Origin of the sequence: Streptomyces sp. NPDC048718 (genome assembly GCF_043198875.1) — a bacterium.
Classification (GTDB): Bacteria; Actinomycetota; Actinomycetes; order Streptomycetales; family Streptomycetaceae; genus Streptomyces.
Map to the genome: position 1 here is coordinate 180,125 of NZ_JBICVG010000003.1, position 18,471 is coordinate 198,595.

Annotated in this window: 13 protein-coding genes and 1 riboswitch; of the genes, 4 read left to right on the forward strand and 9 right to left on the reverse strand. The window is 73.2% G+C overall.

Translation table 11 applies throughout. From position 1 onward, the window contains the following. Positions 1-40: 40 nt before the first annotated feature. Positions 41-3,805, forward strand: a complete 3,765-nt coding sequence (locus ACGFRB_RS06465; protein ID WP_393239814.1) for a DNA-binding protein — start codon at positions 41-43, stop codon at positions 3,803-3,805. Positions 3,806-3,986: 181 nt separating this feature from the next. Here ACGFRB_RS06465 and ACGFRB_RS06470 read toward each other — a convergent pair whose 3' ends face one another. Both ACGFRB_RS06470 and ACGFRB_RS06475 read right to left on the reverse strand, forming a co-directional pair. Next, complete coding sequence (locus tag ACGFRB_RS06470) at positions 3,987-4,673, reverse strand: O-methyltransferase (RefSeq protein ID WP_393239817.1); 687 nt, start codon at positions 4,671-4,673, stop codon at positions 3,987-3,989. A gap of 109 nt (positions 4,674-4,782) precedes the next feature. Further along, the gene (locus tag ACGFRB_RS06475; RefSeq protein WP_393239819.1) at positions 4,783-6,036 is read right to left on the reverse strand and encodes a cytochrome P450; all 1,254 of its coding nucleotides are present in this window, start codon (positions 6,034-6,036) and stop codon (positions 4,783-4,785) included. 475 nt (positions 6,037-6,511) lie between these two features. On the opposite strand from ACGFRB_RS06475, the gene ACGFRB_RS06480 reads away from it, so the two are divergent. After that, entirely contained in the window at positions 6,512-7,684 is a 1,173-nt protein-coding gene (locus ACGFRB_RS06480) for a steroid 3-ketoacyl-CoA thiolase (protein ID WP_393240568.1), read from the forward strand. Between the two features lie 238 nt (positions 7,685-7,922). Here ACGFRB_RS06480 and ACGFRB_RS06485 read toward each other — a convergent pair whose 3' ends face one another. The 7 genes from ACGFRB_RS06485 to ACGFRB_RS06515 all read right to left on the reverse strand — a co-directional run bounded on the left by ACGFRB_RS06485 (position 7,923) and on the right by ACGFRB_RS06515 (position 16,426). Then, the gene (locus tag ACGFRB_RS06485; protein ID WP_361234810.1) at positions 7,923-8,324 is read right to left on the reverse strand and encodes a transglycosylase SLT domain-containing protein; all 402 of its coding nucleotides are present in this window, start codon (positions 8,322-8,324) and stop codon (positions 7,923-7,925) included. A gap of 289 nt (positions 8,325-8,613) precedes the next feature. Further along, the gene (locus ACGFRB_RS06490) at positions 8,614-9,528 is read right to left on the reverse strand and encodes an ECF transporter S component (RefSeq protein ID WP_393239823.1); all 915 of its coding nucleotides are present in this window, start codon (positions 9,526-9,528) and stop codon (positions 8,614-8,616) included. 47 nt (positions 9,529-9,575) lie between these two features. Beyond that, positions 9,576-11,300 carry an ABC transporter ATP-binding protein gene (locus ACGFRB_RS06495; protein WP_393239826.1) on the reverse strand — a complete coding sequence of 575 codons (1,725 nt, stop codon included), beginning with the start codon at positions 11,298-11,300 and terminating at the stop codon, positions 9,576-9,578. Further along, the gene (locus ACGFRB_RS06500) at positions 11,297-12,601 is read right to left on the reverse strand and encodes an energy-coupling factor transporter transmembrane component T (RefSeq protein WP_393239829.1); all 1,305 of its coding nucleotides are present in this window, start codon (positions 12,599-12,601) and stop codon (positions 11,297-11,299) included. The genes ACGFRB_RS06495 and ACGFRB_RS06500 overlap by 4 nt, the downstream gene beginning before the upstream one ends. A gap of 152 nt (positions 12,602-12,753) precedes the next feature. Then, positions 12,754-13,551, reverse strand: a complete 798-nt coding sequence (locus ACGFRB_RS06505) for an SCO2322 family protein (protein WP_393239832.1) — start codon at positions 13,549-13,551, stop codon at positions 12,754-12,756. After that, the gene (locus ACGFRB_RS06510) at positions 13,548-14,825 is read right to left on the reverse strand and encodes a prenyltransferase/squalene oxidase repeat-containing protein (protein WP_393240571.1); all 1,278 of its coding nucleotides are present in this window, start codon (positions 14,823-14,825) and stop codon (positions 13,548-13,550) included. The genes ACGFRB_RS06505 and ACGFRB_RS06510 overlap by 4 nt, the downstream gene beginning before the upstream one ends. A gap of 95 nt (positions 14,826-14,920) precedes the next feature. Next, a riboswitch (cobalamin riboswitch) is annotated at positions 14,921-14,994 on the reverse strand. A gap of 280 nt (positions 14,995-15,274) precedes the next feature. Further along, entirely contained in the window at positions 15,275-16,426 is a 1,152-nt protein-coding gene (locus tag ACGFRB_RS06515) for an MBL fold metallo-hydrolase (protein ID WP_393239835.1), read from the reverse strand. 183 nt (positions 16,427-16,609) lie between these two features. On the opposite strand from ACGFRB_RS06515, the gene ACGFRB_RS06520 reads away from it, so the two are divergent. After that, entirely contained in the window at positions 16,610-18,082 is a 1,473-nt protein-coding gene (locus ACGFRB_RS06520) for an aldehyde dehydrogenase (protein ID WP_393239838.1), read from the forward strand. Next, positions 18,082-18,327 carry a ferredoxin gene (locus tag ACGFRB_RS06525; protein WP_363005208.1) on the forward strand — a complete coding sequence of 82 codons (246 nt, stop codon included), beginning with the start codon at positions 18,082-18,084 and terminating at the stop codon, positions 18,325-18,327. The genes ACGFRB_RS06520 and ACGFRB_RS06525 overlap by 1 nt, the downstream gene beginning before the upstream one ends. Positions 18,328-18,471 lie beyond the last annotated feature (144 nt).

Sequence of the window (18,471 nt, forward strand, 5' to 3'; positions counted from 1 at the left end):
ACCACGAAACGGGTTGCGGGGCGCGAGGGGGCCGGTGGCGATGGGGCGTCGTGAAACACCGCTGGATCCGGCCGCGGGGCCGGTGCAGCGGTTCGCGGACGAGTTGCGCGAGCTGCGGCGCGAGGCGGGCGGGGGGCTGACCTACCGGGAGATGGCGCGCCGGGCCCATTACTCGGTGACCGCGCTCTCACAGGCCGCCGCGGGTGAGCAACTGCCCTCACTGGCGGTCACCCTGGCCTACGTGGCGGCCTGCGGCGGCGATGCGCGGGAGTGGGAGCGGCGGTGGCGTCAGACGGCCGAGGAGTCGGTGGTCCGCGGCCGCGAGGACAGCGGCGAGCAGTCGCCGTATCAGGGGCTGGCCCGGTTCGAAGCCGGGGATCACGAGCGGTTCTTCGGCCGCGGCACGCTGGTGGAGGACGTACGCGAACTGGTGCTGACCCACAGCTTCGCGGCCGTGTTCGGCCCCTCCGGCAGCGGTAAGTCCTCGCTGCTGCGGGCCGGGCTGATCCCCGCGCTGCGCACCGAGGGCGCCTCACTGGCGGAGATCCGGGTTCTCACCCCGGGTGAGCATCCGCTGCGCACCCACGCGAAGGCGCTGAGGCCGAAGGACGCCGACGGCGACACCGTCCTGGTGGTGGACCAGTTCGAGGAGGTCTTCACGCTGTGCCGGGACGTACAGGAGCGCACCGAGTTCATCGAGGCCCTGCTCGCCGCCCGCCGGCCGGACAGCGGGCTGCGCGTCGTGATCGCCGTACGCGCCGATTTCTACGGCCGCTGTGCCGAGTACCGCGAGTTCGCCGACGCGCTGCGGGAGGCCAATCTGCTGGTGGGGCCGATGAATCGCGCCGAGTTGCGCGAGGTGGTCGTCAGACCGGCCCAAGCAGCCGGGCTGATCGTCGAACGCGAACTGACCGCCCGCCTCGTGGCGGAGGTGGACGGCGAGGCCGGCGGCTTGCCGCTGCTGTCCCACGCCCTGCGCGAGACCTGGCGTCGACGCCGGGGCCGTGCGCTGACGATGGAGGCGTACGAGGCGGCGGGCGGCGTCCATGGCGCCATCGCCAAGACCGCCGAGGAGGTCTACACGGCGTTGTCCGCCGACGACGCGGAACTGGCCCGGCTCGTGCTGCTGCGGTTGATCACTCCCGGAGAGGGCTCCCCGGACACCCGCCGCCCCGTCGGCCGTGGAGAACTGGACTTCGCCCCCACCGCCCAAGTGGCGTTGGTCCTCGACCGCTTGGCCCAGGCCCGCCTCATCACCCTCGACGACGACACGGTCGACCTCGCCCACGAGGCCCTCATCACGTCCTGGCCCCGCCTGCGCACCTGGGTCGAGGAGACCCGCGATCGCCTGCGAACCCATCGCCGCCTGACGGAGGCGGCCGCCGAATGGGAGGCCCTGGCCCGTGATCCGGAGGCCCTCTACCGGGGCACGCGCCTGGCCACGGCGGACGAACACCTCTCCGACCAGCCGCTGACCCCTGTGGAACAGGCATTCCTGACCGCCGGCCGTACCACCCGCACCGGGGAACTGCGCCGCCGCCGCACCCTGCTGACCACCCTCGCCACCCTCCTCGCTCTCGCTCTCGTCGCGGGCGCCATCGCCTGGCAGCAGTCCCGCACCAGCGACCGCCGCCACCGGGAGTCCGAGGCACGCCGGATCGCCGCGGTGGCCGACGGCATGCGCGCCACCGACCCGGTCACCGCGGCCCGGCTGAGCGTCGCCTCCTGGCAGCTCGCCGACACCGTGGAGACCCGCTCGGCCGTGCTGTCCGCGCTGAACCGCCACGAACAGGATGTCTTCAGGGTCTCGGAACGCGACGCCCGCTCCACCGTCCGCCGCCTCACCGGCGACGGCCGGGAGTTGGTATCGGCCTCCCGCGACCACGTCCGTGTCTGGGACCTGCGCACCCACCGCCTCACTCACACCTACCCGGGGCCCGGCGAGCGGCTGTCCGGCCCCGAACAGGACGTGATCAGCCCGGACGGCCGGACGATCGCGCTGAGCGGGCCGGAGTCCGTGACGTTGTGGGACATCCGCACCGGACGGCAGACGGGGCACTTGCGAGCGATGCTGCCACTGTTCGTCGCCTTCAGCGGGGACGGGCGCAGCCTCGCGGTCCAAGCCGAGAGCGAGATACAGGTCTGGGACGTGCCGAGTCACCGACTGCGGCTGCGCGTCCCCACCGAAGAGGAAGAGCTGCCGGCCCTGGCCATCAGTGCGGACGGGCGCCGACTGGCGACCTGCGGCACCGGGCAGCCCCTGCGGATCTGGGACGTCGCCCGCCGCGTCCTTCAGCCCATGCGCCGGCCGGCCGGGCACGGCAGGGATTTCTGTTCGCGGACGCGGCTCACCTTCTCGCCGGACGGTACCGCCATCGGCCTCGGTTCCCCTGCCGGAGTCCTCGTCCGGGACATCGCCTCGGGGCGTGACCTCGCCCGACTGGACACGGAGGCGGCGGCCGACGTGCGGTTCAGCCCGGACGGTGCGTTCGTGGCCACGTTCGACGAGGAAGGCCGGGTCCTTCTGTGGCGCCTCGCGTCCCCCGATGCCGGCCCGGTGTTCCGCCACACTCTGGGCAGCGAGGCCGCCGACCAGTACGAAGTCGATTTCACCGCGGGTGTGATCCCATACCTCGACGGCTCGCGTACGGCCGTCCGATCCCTGGCCCTGGGCTCGGCGACCACGCCCGACTGGCGTCGGCAGAGCGTGGACGTCGCCCTGCTGTCCCGGGACGGCCGGACGTCGGCCACCCTGCGCGCCCCGGCGGACGGGAAGGGCGACAACAGTGTCCGCCTCTGGGACACCCGGACCGGCAAGGCATTCCTGACCCTGCCGGACAAGCCGTGTCCCGTCGAGGCCGCCGGCCCTCCGGCGGCGGCCGCCCCGCGTCTGAGATCGCCCGCCGAAAACGGGCCGGCCACGGTCTACGACGAGGAACTGCAAGCGACTTCGGAGCGCTCGTGCCTCGGCCTGATGGCCATGAGCGCCGACGGCCGGTCCTTCGCGTATGCCCAAAGTGACACGGACACGGGACAGTCCATCACCGTCTTGGACACGTCGACACATCGCGGGCGCGCGAACATCACCGTACCTCCCGGCCCGGACGGAACGGCCGGCGTCGACGGACTGGCCCTGAGCCCCGACGGCCGCACGCTGTATGTGTCCCGGAGCACCACGACACGGCAGGTCGTGGATGCCTGGGACGTACCGCGCGGGAAACGTCTGCGGACACTGGACGACGTCTCCGCACAGGACATGGCCATCCGTGACGACCAGCGCCTGCTCGTCACCGCGCAGGACGAGGTGACCGACCTCCGTACAGGGCGGACGGATTACCGTGCCCTCGGGGAGGACGTGTCCGATGTACTGGCCTTCAGCCCGGACGGGGCGTACTTCGCGGCCGGCGACGCCATGGGACACGTCACCGTGTGGGACGGCGATGTGCGCAACCGCGTCGGTGTGGCGGGAACCGGCCCCGGTGAGTCCGTCACCGCCCTCGCCTTCTCCCCGGACGGCCGCACCCTGGCGGTGTCCGGCAGTGGGGGCACCGTCCAGCTCTGGGACGTGGCCGCCAGCCGCCCCCTCGGTTCCGCACTCCCGTCCCCCGGCGACCTCCCCCAGGCGCTCGCCTTCGGCCGGGACGGCACCACGCTGTACGTCGCCGGCTCCCACGTCCGGCTGTGGAGGTACGACATCGCGCCCACCCAGGTGGCCCGCCAGGTCTGTGCGCGTACCGGCTCCGGGCTCTCCCGCGCGGACTGGAAGGCGTACCTGCCCGACATCCCGTACCGCAGGACCTGCTGATCCTTTGCCAGAGGTACATGGACAGGCACTCGAACAGTCCAAGGCGAATCGATTCCTCTTGAGCGAAGAGGTGAAGCCCCGCTCTCCGCCGGCCGCGATCACCGGCGGAGCGCCGCACGGGCATGTGGTCACGTGGCCATGCGGTTCGCGTCACTCGGCCACGTGGTCATGCGGTCACGTGTCACTCGGTCACGCGGGCGATCAGCAGGCCGTCGTAGCCCTTCGTGCCGACGGTCTGGACGGCGGTCGCGTCCAGGCGGGGTTCGCGGGCGATCAGGTCGAACATCTCGCGGGTGCCGGTGATCGCCGGGTCGTCCGGGTGCGGGGTGGCGACCTTGCCGCCGCGGACCACGTTGTCGACGATGATCAGGGAGCCGGGGCGGGTGAGCTTCAGGGCCCAGGCGACGTAGTGCGGGTTGTTGACCTTGTCGGCGTCGATGAAGACGAGGTCGAACGGGCCCGCGCCCTCCGCCTCCAGCTTCGGCAGGGTGTCCAGAGCCGCGCCGGTGCGCACCTCGGCGATCGTGTCGAGGCCGGCGTGGGCGAGGTTGGCGCGGGCGACGTCCGCGTGGGCGGGGGAGTACTCCAGCGTGATCAGCCGGCCGTCGGCGGGCAGCGCGCGGGCCAGCCAGATGGTGCTGTAGCCGCCGAGGGTGCCGATCTCCAGGATGCTGCGGGCGCCCTGGGTGACGGCGAGGAGGTGGAGCAGCTTGCCCTGGTTGGGGGCCACGGCGATGGGCGGAAGTCCGGCCTCCTCGGAGGCGGCGAGGGCGGCGGTCAGGGCGTCGTCCGCGGGGACGAGCAGCTCGGTGACGTACCCGTCGACGGCGTTCCAGCGGTCTTGATCGTTTTCGTATGCGGTGCTCATGCGGCCGAACGTACACCGGGCCGGGCCGGCGCCGGTGTACGTTCGGCCGCGGCGCGGGCGGCGGGAGCGGTGCGGGTGGCTCCGTGGATGGCGCCGCTCGTGGAATGCGTCAACCCACCCTGACCTGAAGCTCCTTGATGCCGTTGAGCCAGGACGCGCGCAGCCGGCGCGGCTCGCCGGCCAGGGTGAGGTCGGGGAGTTCGTCGGCGAGGGCCTCGAAGACGAGGTCGATCTCCTTGACCGCGAGGGACTTGCCGAGGCAGAAGTGCGGGCCGCCGCCGCCGAATCCGAGGTGGGGGTTGGGGTCCCGGGTGATGTCGAAGAGTTCGGGGCGGTCGAAGACCTCGGGGTCGTTGTTGGCGGACGAGTAGAAGATGCCGACCCGGTCGCCCTGCCGGATCCGCTGCCCGCCGAGTTCGGTGTCCTGGGTGGCGGTGCGCTGGAAGGCGGTCACCGGGGTCGCCCAGCGCACGATCTCCTCGGCGGCGGTGGCCGGCCGCTCCCGCTTGTACCGCTCCCACTGGTCGGGATGGGTGAGGAAGGCGTGCATGCCGTGGCTGATGGCGTTGCGCGTGGTCTCGTTGCCCGCGACGGCGAGCAGCAGTACGAAGAATCCGAACTCGTCGGAGGAGAGGTTCCCTTGGCCCTCGGCCGCGACGAGCTGGCTGACGATGTCCTCGGCCGGGCACTTCTTGCGGTCGGCGGCCAGGTTCATCGCGTAGCCGATGAGCTCCATGGCGGCCTCGACGCCGATCTCCTCGGTGATGGCGTACTCGGGATCGTCGTACGCGACCATCTTGTTCGACCAGTCGAAGATCCGGGCCCGGTCCTCCTGCGGTACGCCGATGAGTTCGGCGATGGCCTGGAGCGGCAGTTCGACGGCGACCCGGGTGACGAAGTCGAAGGTGCCGCCCGGTCCCGCGTCCGCCGCCGCTGCCTTGGCCTCGGCGACGATCGCGCGCGCCCGGGAGCGCAGCGCGGACTCCAGACCGCGGATGGCGCGCGGAGTGAAGCCGCGCTGCACGATCTGGCGGACCCGGCTGTGCTCGGGCGGGTCCATGTTGAGCATGATCAGCTTCTGGACCTCGATCTGGTCGGGGCTGATGTGCTCGTTGAAGCGGATGACGGCGGTGTTGGTCCGGGACGAGAACAACTCCGGGTGTGTGGAGACGTACTTGACGTCGGCGTGCCGGGTGACGGCCCAGTAGCCCTCGTCGGCGAAGCCGGTGACCCCGGCCGGCTGGGCGCACCACCAGACGGGCGCGGTCTGCCGCAGCCGGGCGAACTCCGGGTGCGGGATGCGGGCGTGGAGCAGATCGGGGTCGGTGGCGTCGAACCCTTCGGGGAGACGGGGACAGCGCATCGGCACACACTCCAGATATCTGATGGTCCATCAGAAGTTGCCGGGAAAGGTAGTGAGGGGTCCGGTAAGAGGCAAGGCGTACGCGGGGAAGTATTGCGTTCCGGACCCTTGCCTACCGGCGGTAACCCCCATAAGACTGCACTCGTAACTAGAACGCGTACTAGTTCTGCGTGAAGTTGCACATCCTCCGCACATTTCTGCGCGGTCCTGCCCGGTCGTGCGTGTCCTCGTGCCAAGTACGCGGTGAAGCAGGCGCAGTTCGCGCACCGCGCACCGCGCACGGTCCGCACACCTCGCACGCCGCGTACGGCCCGCGCCCCGCGCGCGGTCCGTACAGCCCGCACAGCTCACGCAGTTCGTGAAGCTCCTGGAGCTCACGCAGTTCCTGGAGCTCGCGCAGTCCGTGCAGTTCCACGTGACCGTCGACCGGTGGGGTGCCGGGAACACCCGCACCGGGCGAGGAGAGGACCAGCTCATGGCCGCGGAACCCGTCATCGTCGAAGCCGTACGCACCCCCATCGGCAAACGCCACGGCGCACTCGCCCACCTCCACCCCGCCTACCTCCTCGGCGAGACCTACCGCGAACTTCTCGGCCGTACCGGCATCCCCGCCGACTGCGTCGAGCAGATCGTCGGCGGCACCGTCACCCACGCCGGCGAACAGTCCATGAACCCCTCCCGTACCGCCTGGCTCGCCATGGGCCTGCCGTACGAGACCGCCGCCACCACCGTCGACTGCCAGTGCGGCTCCTCGCAGCAGGCCGCCCACATGGTGGCCAACATGGTCGCCGCCGGTGTCGTCGACATCGGGATCTCCTGCGGGGTCGAGGCCATGTCCCGGGTCCCGCTCGGCGCCGGCTCCAAGCACGGGCCCGGCAAGCCGTTCCCCGACGAGTGGAACGTCGACCTGCCCAACCAGTTCGAGGCCGCCGAGCGCATCGCCCGCCGCCGCGGTCTCAGCCGCGAGCGGGTCGACGCCTTCGGGCTGCTCTCGCAGGAGCGCGCCGCCGCCGCGTGGGCCGAGGAGCGCTTCAAGCGCGAGACCTTCGCCGTCCAGGTCCCCACCACCGAGGAGGAGCAGCACGCCGGACAGGGCATGTGGCGGCTGGTCGACCGGGACGAGGGGCTGCGCGACACCAGCCTGGAGGCGCTGGCCGGGCTCAAGCCGGTGCTGCCCACCGCCGTGCACACCGCCGGTACCGCCTCGCAGATCTCGGACGGCGCCGCCGCCCTGATGTGGGCCTCCAAGCGGATGGCCCGCGCGCTCAAACTGCGGCCCCGCGCGCGGATCGTCGCCCAGGCCCTGGTCGGCGCCGACCCGCACTATCACCTCGACGGGCCCGTCGACGCGACCCGCGCGGTACTCGGCAAGGCGGGCATGTCCCTGACGGACATCGACCTCGTGGAGATCAACGAGGCGTTCGCGGCGGTGGTGCTGAGCTGGGCGGACGTCTTCGGGCAGGACCTGGAGAAGGTGAACGTCAACGGCGGCGCCATCGCCCTCGGCCATCCCGTGGGCGCCACCGGGGCCCGGCTGATCACCACGGCCCTGCACGAGCTGGAGCGGCGGGACGGGGAATTCGCGCTGATCACGATGTGCGCGGGGGGCGCGCTCGCGACCGGCACCATCATCCAGCGGCTGTCGTAGGCGTACGCGGAGAGGGGCCCGTACGTATATACCCGTACGTATAGAGGGGTGCGGGTGCGGGTGCGGGTGCGGGGACGGGGACGCGCCCCCGCGTACGCGTCCCGACATCCCGCGTGCGCGTCCCGACGCACGGAAACGACGCAGGCCCCGCCCCTCCGGAGGTGGAGGGCGCGGGGCCTTGCGACGTCAGGGTGCCGCTAGCGCGGCGAGGCTACGACCGGGCTGCCGGTGGGGCGGCTCAGTACCAGCCGTGCGACTGCCAGAAGTTCCAGGCGTCGTTCGGGGAGCCGTAGCGCTCGTTCATGTAGTTGAGACCCCACTTGATCTGGGTGGCGGGGTTCGTCTTCCAGTCGGAGCCGGCCGAGGCCATCTTCGAGGCCGGGAGGGCCTGGACCAGGCCGTAGGCGCCGCTGGAGGAGTTGGTGGCGGTGTGGTTCCAGCCGGACTCGTGCTCGACGATCTTGCTGAAGGACGCGTACTGATTCGACGGCACGATCTGGCGGGCGATCTCCTGCGGGGTGCTGGCCGAAGCCGTACCCGTCGTGCCGAGCACCGCGCCGGAAGCGGCGACCAGAACCGCGGCGGAGGCGGCGAAGGTCTTCTTGCGGGCAGAGACACGGGTGGTGATCGAGCGGATCAAAACGTCATACCTAACGTCGGGGACAAAGGGCGCGCCGGGCGATTTCGACAAGCCGGAACCAGAGCCCGGGGAATCCGGGATCCGGGGGGAATCCGGTCTGCCTGCCCCGGTGACGAGCACCGGCTGCCTGGCGACGTCCACCAGAGAAGCAAACCCGGCGGGGGGCTTGCAACGCCCCCCGGTACGAGCCCCGATCGGAGACCGCCACCCGGCGCCCCCACCCCCGCCCCGGACATATCCGCAGGTCGCCGGGACATAGGAGGGGTGGCGAGCGGGGTGCCCGGGCCTACTACCCGGCTTCGGAAGTGATCTGGGCCCTATGAGCGGCCTCACCCGCCGGGGCCTTTTCGGGACCCCCGAAAGTGACCTGGGCCTCGAAGTTCGCGCGCCGCGTGGCCCGCCGGAGCGCCCGCAGAAGCGCCCCGCCGGTCGTGAGCGTGAGGACCACGGTGAGCAGCGCCCGGCCCAGGTCCCAGCCGAGCGAGGTGGCGGCCACGTACGCCAGGAACCGCACCAGGTTGTCCCCGAGCGGCTCCCCGGGCTGGAAGGAGATGCCCTCGCCCATGCCCTGGCCCGTGCCGGCGACCGTCACCCAGCCGTAGAGATTGGTGACCGTGCCGTACGCGAACGCCGCCACGAAGCCGTACGCCGCCAGCATCACCCGCTCCCCCCGGCCCCGGAGCCGCTCCGGGCCCGGCAGCAGCCCGGCGCCCATCGAGAACCAGCCCATGGCCAGCATCTGCGTCGGCAGCCACGGCCCCACCCCGCCCGTGAGCAGGGCCGACGCGAACATCGTGACCGCGCCGAGCACGAAACCGAAGCCCGGTCCGAGCACCCGGCCGCTCAGCACCATCAGGAAGAACATCGGCTCCAGGCCGGCCGTCCCGGCCCCGATCGGCCGCAGCGCCGCCCCCACGGCGGCGAGCACCCCCAGCATCGCCACCGCCTTCGCGTCCATGCCGCAGTCGGCGATCGTCGCGACGACGACGGCGATCAGCAGGGGCAGCAGCAGCGCGAAGAACCAGGGGGCGTCGGCGGCGTGGTCGGTGAGGGCCGAGCCCTTGTCCGCGAAGAGCGGCCAGCCGACCGCGATCAGCCCGACCACGGAGACGAGGACGAGCGCGGCGACGGAGCGCGGGCCCAGCCGGATGGGACGGGAGGAGGCGGTGGCGCGGGCGCGGGCGCGCGCTCGGGCTGCCGGCATCGGCTGCGGTTCCGGTGCCGATCCCGTCGACTGTGCCGGTTCGGTCGTCACCTCAGCGCCTCCTCGACCTGCTCGACCGTGAGCCACGGCTCCGGCGCCAGGATCTTCGCGACCTGGGGCGAGAAGGCCGGGGACGACACCACGACCTCCGCCGTCGGCCCGTCCGCCACCACCTCGCCGCCCGCGACGATCACCACCCGGTCCGCCAGCTCCGCCGCCAGCTCCACATCGTGTGTCGCCAGGACGATCGCGTGGCCCTCGGCCGCCAGCGCCCGCAGATGGGTCACGAGCCGGGCCTTGGCCGCGTAGTCCAGGCCGCGGGTCGGCTCGTCGAGCAGCAGCAGCGGCGGGCGGGCGGTCAGGACGACGGAGAGCGCGAGCGCGAGCCGCTGGCCCTCCGAGAGATCCCGTGGGTGGGTCGAGTCCGCCACCCCCGGCAGCAGCTCGGACACCAGCGTCCGGCAGCTGCCGGGCGCCGCGCCCGCGTCCTCGTCGGCCGCCGCGCACTCGGCCGCGACCGTGTCGGCGTACAGCAGGTCCCGGGGTTCCTGCGGGACGAGACCGACCTGCCGGATCAGCGCGCCCGGGTCCGTCGTGTGCGGGACCAGGCCCGCGACGCGGACCTCCCCGGAGGTCGGGGTGATCATGCCGACGAGGGTGCCGAGCAGGGTGGACTTGCCCGCGCCGTTGCGGCCCATGAGCGCGACCGTCTGCCCGGCCCGGACCTCCAGGTCCACCCGGCGCAGCGCCTCGACCCGGCCGCGGCGGACGGCGAGCCGTTCGATGGAGACGAGCGGGGCGGCGCGATCGGCGGCGGCGGGGCCGGTGCGGGGACGGCGCCGCCCGAAGAGGGAGAAGCCGCCGGTCCGCGCCGGAACGGGAGAGGGGAGAGGGGAAACCGGCCGGGAGGGGGAAACCGGGTCGGAGGGGGAAGCCAGGCCGGGTATACGGCCCGATGCGGGCGTACGGTCGGCCAGCCGGGCCCGCAGGGGCGCCGCGCGGCGGCGGGCGTCACGGACGGTGAGCGGCAGCGGGTCCCAGCCGACGGCGCGCCCGAGCGACACCACCGGCGGATGCACCGGCGACAGCGCCATGATGTCCGCGGGCGGACCCATGGTCGCCTCGGGGAGCAGCAGCACCTGGTCCGCGTACTGTACGACCCGTTCGAGCCGGTGCTCCGCCATCAGGACCGTCGTGCCCAGGTCGTGCACCAGCCGCTGGAGTACGGCGAGGACGTCCTCGGCCGCCGACGGGTCGAGAGCCGACGTCGGCTCGTCGAGCACAAGGACCTTGGGGTGCGGGGTCAGTACCGATCCGATCGCGACCCGCTGCTGCTGCCCGCCCGACAAGGTGGCGATCGGCCGGTCCCGCAGCTCGGCGAGACCCAGCAGATCGAGCGTCTCCTCGACGCGCCGCCGCATCACGGCGGGCGCGAGGCCGAGCGACTCCATCCCGTACGCCAGCTCGTCCTCGACGATGTCGGTGACGAAGTGGGAGAGCGGATCCTGACCCACCGTGCCCACCAGATCGGCCAGCTCGCGCGGCGGATGCGTCCGGGTGTCCCGGCCGCCGACGGTGACCCGGCCGTGCAGCGTGCCGCCGGTGAAGTGCGGGACGAGGCCCGACACCGCGCCGAGCAGCGTCGACTTGCCGACCCCGGACGGGCCGACGAGCAGCACCAGCTCGCCCTCGGGCACGGTCAGGTCGACGTCCTTCAGCGTGGGCTCGGCCTCGCCGTCGTACGTCACCGAGACGTTCTCGAAACAGATCATCGCGACGATTCCTCCGATCCCTCCGCCGCCTCGGCCGCTATGGCGGGCGTAGCTGCCTTGGCTGCCTTGGCCGTCCTGACTGTTCTGGCTGTCCTGGCTGTTCCGGCCGGCTTCGAGCCGGTGCGTGTCTGCCGCCCCGAAGGCTCCCCCGGCCCCTGCGACCCCTGTGCCCCCTGCGACACCCGGGGCCTCACCGGCCCCTTGGACGCCGGCCCGTTCGGCACCGGCGCCACGAACGCGGGCACCAGCCCCACCAGGACGGCCAGCGCCGGCCACAGCGGCAGTCCGGGCGCCTGAAGCGGTACGACCCCGGGGCGCAGCGCCTCCGGCAGCACCGACGCCGCCGCGATCATCGCGGTCGCCACGGCGGCCCCCGACCCCGCCACCAGCCAGGCCCGGACGCCCCACCGGTCCGGCCGGTACCGGGAACGGGTCGCCCGCCGTCCGCCGAGCCGCAGTCCGGCGACGGCCGCGCCGAGCCCGGCGACGAGCAGCGGCAGCCCGTACCCGGCGCCCTGCGCGGCGAGCAGTCCGTACGAGCCGGCGCACACCCCGAGCAGGCCGCCGAGGGTGAGGACGGCGGTGGTCCGCCGGACCGCGCGCGGGACGTGGGCCGTACGGCCGTAGCCGCGCGCGTCCATCGACGCCGCCACCGCGACCGACCGTTCCAGCGCGCCCTCCAGGACCGGCAGCCCGATCTGGGCCAGCGCCCGCAGTCCGCCGGTCGGGCGGCCGCGCAGCCGGCGGGCGGTGCGCAGCCGGGAGACGTCGGCGACCAGGTTCGGCGCGAAGGTCATGGCCACGACGACCGCCACGCCCACCTCGTACAGCGCGCCGGGCAGCGACTTCAGCAGCCGCGCCGGGTTGGCGAGCGCGTTCGCCGCGCCCACGCAGATCAGCAGGGTGGCCAGCTTCAATCCTTCGTACAGGGCGAACACCAGCTGCTCGGCGGTGACCCGGCCGCCGATCCGGATGCCCCGCACCCACTCGGGCAGCGGCAGCTCGGGCAGTGTGAACAGCTCCACCGACCCCGGGATCGGCGTGCCGAGGAGCATCGAGAAGAACACCCGCAGCGCCACCACGAACAGGCCGAGTTTCACGAACGCGCCGTACGAACGGGCCCAGGGCGCGTCCGTACGGCGGGCCGCGACGACATAGCCCGCGACTCCCACGAGCAGGCCGAGCAGCAGCGGATTGGTGGTGCGGGAGGCGGCCACGGCCAGGCCGAGCGCCCAGAGCCACCAGGCTCCGGGGTGCACGGCGTTGGAACGGTTCGCCTCGGGGGCGCGCAGCGGGGTCATCTCGGAGTCATCCCAGAGTCGGGGGCGTCTCGGTCGTTCCAGGGTCGGGGTCGTCCCGGAGCCAGGCCGTCCCGGGGGTCGGGGTCGTCCCGGGGGCGGGGTCGGGGCCGGTCTCAGGGGCGCGTCGGGGGCGCTCCCGAGACCGATCAGGATCAGTCGCGCCGGCGGCGCGCCTGCCAGACGCCGGCGGCGCCGAGCGCGAGCACGGCGGCGCCGCCCGCGACGACACCGACGGACGGGCCGCCGGAGGAACCGCCGTCACCGGCCGCCGAGGACTTCGCGGCGTCCCCGGCGTTCTCCGCCTTCACACCCTTCGCACCCTTCTCACCCTTCGCGCCCTTCTCACCCTTCTCGGCGTCCACCGCCACCTGCTCGCCGCAGCCCTTCGCCGGGTACCCGGCGATGCCGCACAGCATGGCGTTCGCGTCGTACCGCAGCGGCTTCGCGACCTCGGCCAGCGCCTCCGCCGCCGAGGCGTCCTCGCGGAGCACGGGGCAGCCGACCCGGACCCGCGGGCTGGGCGGCCGCTCGCCGGACGGGGCGTCCTGGCCGGTGCCGAAGTCGATCACGACCGCGACCCGCTTGGCGCCCGCCTTCTCCGCCACACCCGAGCAGATCGCCCGGAAGTCGGGGGCCGTGGAGGGCTTCGCGGCGGCGGCGGAGTTCGCGCTGACGGCGAAGCGGAAGCCGACGGAGTCGCCGTCGGCGGGCCGGGAGGTCGCGGGCCCCTGGGTGGCGAAGCCCCAGCCGTTCTCGCCCGACTCCCAAAAGGCCCAGTAGCGGTAGCCGGCGGCCTGGGCGGGCGAGGCGACGGCGATGGCCGAAACGAGGGCGAGGAGGCCCGCGGCGAGCACGGTGAGCAGGGCGCGGGGCGCTCCTGTGAGGGTCGTACCCGTACGGGTCGCCCCCGCGCCGGCCACTCCCGCCCCGGCCGCTCCGGCGCGGGTCACTTCTTGCGACCGCTCAGGAGGAAGCCGACGCCGACACCGACGACCGTGCCGATGCCGATGATCCACCACACGTTGAAGCCGCCCTCGTCGTCGGCGCCGGTGGACGCCTCCGAGTTGTCGGGGGTCTTCGGAGCCGGGCCGGTGGCGTTCAGTGCCTTGATCAGGTCGAGGGTGCCGAAGCTGCGCGGGTCGGTGTCCATGGCGTGCGCGGCGAACACGAGCTGCGCGTACGCGCCCGGGCCACCGGTCTTCGCCCAGTCCCCGGCGTTCTTCTCCAGCCACGCCAGCGCACCGGTGGCCTCCTTCTTCGCCCCGGCGGCGGCCAGCGCGACGACCGCGTCGGCGGTGTTGCCGTAGTCCGGCAGCTCGGCGGCGTCGGTGGCGCCCGGCATCGGCGGCAGATTCAGATGGCCGGTCTTCGCGAGCCGCGCGGCGAGGTGGGCGGCGCCGTTGGCGGCGGCCCGGTCGGGCGTCGGCGGGGTCGTGTCCGCGCAGGTCGGGGACTGCTGCGGCGCGGAGCCGCGCGCGGTCAGGCCCTTGCCGAGGCCGGCCACGGTGGCGGCGGCGGTCGCGTCGTCGTTCGCGACGAGCGTGCCCTTCTTGTCCGGCTGGTACGCGAAGGCGCCCGCGCCGCCGTCCTTGACCGCTTCGCCCGTGCAGGGCAGGGCGAAGGTGACCAGGGCGTCGTACGGCGTCTTGCCGTCGGCCGACTTCGTCATCCCGGGCCGCACCTTCGCGGCGGCGAGCGCGCCGATGACGAGGGAGGTCGAGTTGGCGTCGCTGGGGCTCGCCGGACCGCCCGCGGCGGCCGGGTTGTAGGCCCAGCCGCCGTCGGCGTTCTGCGTGCTCTTCAGCCAGGCGACGCCCGCGTCGGCGGCCTTGGTGGCCTTGTCCGGGTCGGCGGACTGCCGCGCCACGGCGACGAGCGCCTGTACGGCGGCGGCGGTGGCGTTGGAGTCCCGCATCGTCTTCGCGTCACAGGGCTGGGCCGCCGGGTCGGGGCGGAACGAGGTGAAGGCGCCGTCCGCGCACTGCTGGCCGAGCAGCCACTCCACCGCCTTGTCGGCGGGCTGGATACCGGAGGTGCGCTGGGCCAGGAAGGCCAGCGACTGGCGCCAGACACCGTCGTAGGTCGGGTCGCTCTCGCCGTACAGACCGGCCGGGACCTTGACCGGGGACGGCGTCGGCGACGGCGCGGCGGCGGCCACCCCGGCGGCGGTGGTGCTGAGCACGGCACCGGCCGCGAGTGCGGCGGCGGCGCGGCGAACGCTGATCATGGGTCCCTCTCCTCGTGTGCCTGGACACCGGCACACGAGGGCCAGCGCCCGGCCCGTATTCCTCGACGATGCCGGCGCTCACGTCCCGTACAGGGCAATCCGACTCGCCGCCCGATGGGCGGCTCACGGCTGCGGGTCAGTGCCGGACTTCCACCGGCTTCCCCCTGTACGGGCATGACGACAGCCGCCGAGTCTACCGGCCGGGCATCGTGCCGCCAGGGCGTCTTGGGTCACATGTGGCGGCCGTGGCCGGATCGGGAGCCGGGGATCGCCGGGGGCGGCGGCGGATTCCGGGGCGGGGAGCGCCGGGTACGGCACATCCGGATGTACGGCGGGCCCTGGGCGTACGGAGGGCCAGGGCGTACGTCGGGACCCGGCGTATCCGGGCGTACGGCGGGCCTCCGGCGCGGGCCCCCGGTGTCCGGCGCCGGCCCCCGTGCCGGCGGCTACACCGCCACGTACGCGACAGGCTCCGTACCGGCCACCGGCTCCGCGCGGCCGAGCTTCACCAGGCGGCGGAGGTGGGCCTGGGCCTCGCTGACGGCGATGGAACGCGAACCGTGCGGGATCCGGCCCCAGGGGCGGTTCCATTCCATGCGCTCGGCGAGCTGCCAGGGGGTGAGCGGGGTGGCGAGGAGGGCGAGCAGGCCGGCCAGCCGTTCCTCGTGGTGGGCGAGCAGGGCGCGGACGCGGCCGGCCGCGTCGGTGAAGGCGTGCTGATGGGCGGGGAGCACCTCGGCCACGCCGAGCCGGGCGACGCGTGCGAGGGAGTCGAGATAGTCGCCGAGCGGGTCGCCGCCGGTAGCGCCGTCCGTCGCCCCGTCCGCCGTTTTGTCCCCCGCCTCGTCCGGGTCCTCGTACAGCCCGATGTGCGGGCTGATCCCGGGCAACAGGTGGTCGCCGGAGAACAGCCGGCCGTGGCCGGGCAGCCCGGCGGGGTGGTCCTCCTCCAGATGCAGGCAGACATGGCCGGGGGTATGGCCGGGCGTCCACACGGCGCGCAGCCGCCGCCCCGGCAGGGCGAGGAGTTCGCCGGGGACGATCTCGCGGTCGGGCAGCGCGGCGCGTTCCCCGGGCAGGGTCCGGGTCCGCTCCCCGGCGGCCCGCCCGGCGGCCTGGGAGGACCGGCCCGTCCGGCCCGTCCGTCCGGCCAGTGCGGCGCGCAGCGGGGCGAGGTGCTCCTCGGGCGCTCCGGCGGCGACCAGCTTGCGGTCGAGATAGCCGAGCCAACTCCCGGGCGGGGCCTCGCGGGTGCGGCGGACGACGGCGATGTCGGCGGCGTGCATGGCGATCCACGCGCCGGACTCCTGCCGCACCCGGCCGGACAGGCCGTGGTGGTCGGGATGGTGGTGGGTGACGACGACTCCGTGGACGTCGGCAACTCCGATCCCCAACTCAGCCAACCCGGATGTGAGTTCGGCCCACGAGGCGGGATCGTCCCAGCCGGTGTCGATCAGTACGGGGCCGCGGTCGGTGTCGAGGACGTGGACGAGGGTGTGGCCGAGCGGATTGTTCGGGATGGGCACCCGTAGGGACCACACTCCGCCCCCGTGTTCGGTCACCGCTCCGGCCGGGCCGGTCGCCGCCGTCTGCGTCATGGGCGTTCTCGCCTCCGCTCGCCATCTCCGCCTGCCGGTCTGGCCGTTGCTCATCATAACGAGAACTGGTATCAGTTCTGAAACATCGTCAGATTCGTTCGAACGGGGTTCGGCCGGGACGGTCCGCGCGTCCGGCCGGCCGGGGCCCTCGGACGCGCGCGGGTTCCCGGGAGGCGGTCGGTCGTGACCGAGGTTGTGGAGCACGGAGAACTGTTCATCGGCGGCGCGTGGACCGCGCCGCTCGGCGACGGCGTCATCGAGGTGATCTCCCCGCACACCGAGGAGGTCATCGGCCGCGTCCCGCACGCCTCCCCGGCCGACGTCGACCGTGCCGTCGCCGCCGCCCGCCGGGCCTTCGACGAAGGACCCTGGCCGCGGATGAGCCTGGAGGAACGGATCGCGGTGATCGGCCGGATCAAGGACGCCCTCCTGGTCCGCCACGAGGAGATCGCCCGTGTCGTCAGCGCGCAGAACGGCTCGCCGTACTCCTGGTCGCTCCTCGCCCAGGCGCTGGGCGCGATGATGGTCTGGGACTCGGCGATCAAGGTCGCGCGCGCGTACGTGTACGAGGAGCCGCGCGCCGGGGCCCTCGGGCCGCTGCTCGTGCGGCGCGAACCGGTCGGCGTGGTCGCGGCCGTCGTCCCGTGGAACGTCCCGCAGTTCACCGCCGCCGCCAAACTCGCGCCCGCGCTGCTCGCCGGCTGCACCGCGATCCTCAAGCCGGCGCCGGAATCGCCGCTCGACGCGTATGTGCTCGCCGGGATCGCCGCAGAGGCCGGGCTGCCGGAGGGTGTCCTGTCGATCCTTCCCGCCGGCCGGGAGATCGGCGAGTACCTGGTGGGACACTCCGGCGTCGACAAGGTCTCCTTCACCGGTTCGGTCGCCGCCGGCAAGCGCGTCATGGAGGTCGCCGCCCGCCACCTGACCCGGGTCACCCTCGAACTCGGCGGCAAGTCCGCCGCCGTCGTCCTGCCGGACGCCGACGTGGCCACCGCCGTCGCCGGCATCGTGCCCGCCGCCTGGATGAACAACGGCCAGGCCTGCGTCGCCCAGACCCGCGTCCTCGCCCCCCGTTCCCGCTACGAGGAGATCGCCGAGGCCCTCGCGGCCGCGGCCGGCGCCCTCGTCGTCGGCGACCCCCTCGACCCGGCCACCCAGGTCGGCCCGCTCGTCGCGCGCCGCCAGCGTGAACGCTCCCTCGACTACATCGCCCACGGCCAGTTTGAGGGCGCCAAGATCCTGGCCGGCGGCGGCCGTCCGGCGGCCCTGGAACGCGGCTGGTACGTCGAACCGACCCTCTTCGGCGACGTCGACAACTCCATGCGGATCGCCCGCGAGGAGATCTTCGGCCCGGTCGTCTGTCTCATCCCGTACGGGGACGAGGCCGAGGCCCTGCGGATCGCCGACGACTCCGACTACGGCCTCAGCGGCAGCGTGTGGACCGGCGATGTCGAGCACGGCATCGACTTCGCCCGCAAGGTCCGCACCGGCACCTTCAACGTCAACACCTTCAGCCTCGACATGCTCGGCCCCTTCGGCGGATACAAGAACTCCGGTCTGGGCCGCGAGTTCGGCCCCGAGGGCCTGTCCGCCTATCTGGAGCACAAGATGATCCATCTGCCCGCCGGTTACCAGGCCCCGGGGAGTGGTGCCTGATGGGCGACCGCAGGGGTGACCGCTGGCACGTCGAGGTCGACCGCGGTGTCTGCATCGGATCCGGCATGTGCGTGGGTCACGCCCCGGACGCCTTCCGGCTCGACGCCGCCCGCCAGTCCCACCCGCGCGCCGCGGAGACGGACGCGGGCGAGAGCGTCCTCGCGGCGGCCGAGGGCTGCCCGGTCGAGGCCATCCTCCTCACCCTCGCCGACGGCGGCGAACCCGTCTTCCCGCCGGAGGAGTAGAAAGGGGCGACGGGGGCAGGCGCGGACCGGGAAGAACGGGAACGCGGACGGGTACTTCATGCGGGTACCTCGTGCGGGTATCGCGTGCGGGCATGTGCGCGGCGCGTCTCCCCTTGTGTGATCGGCGAGTTGGTTTCCGTATGC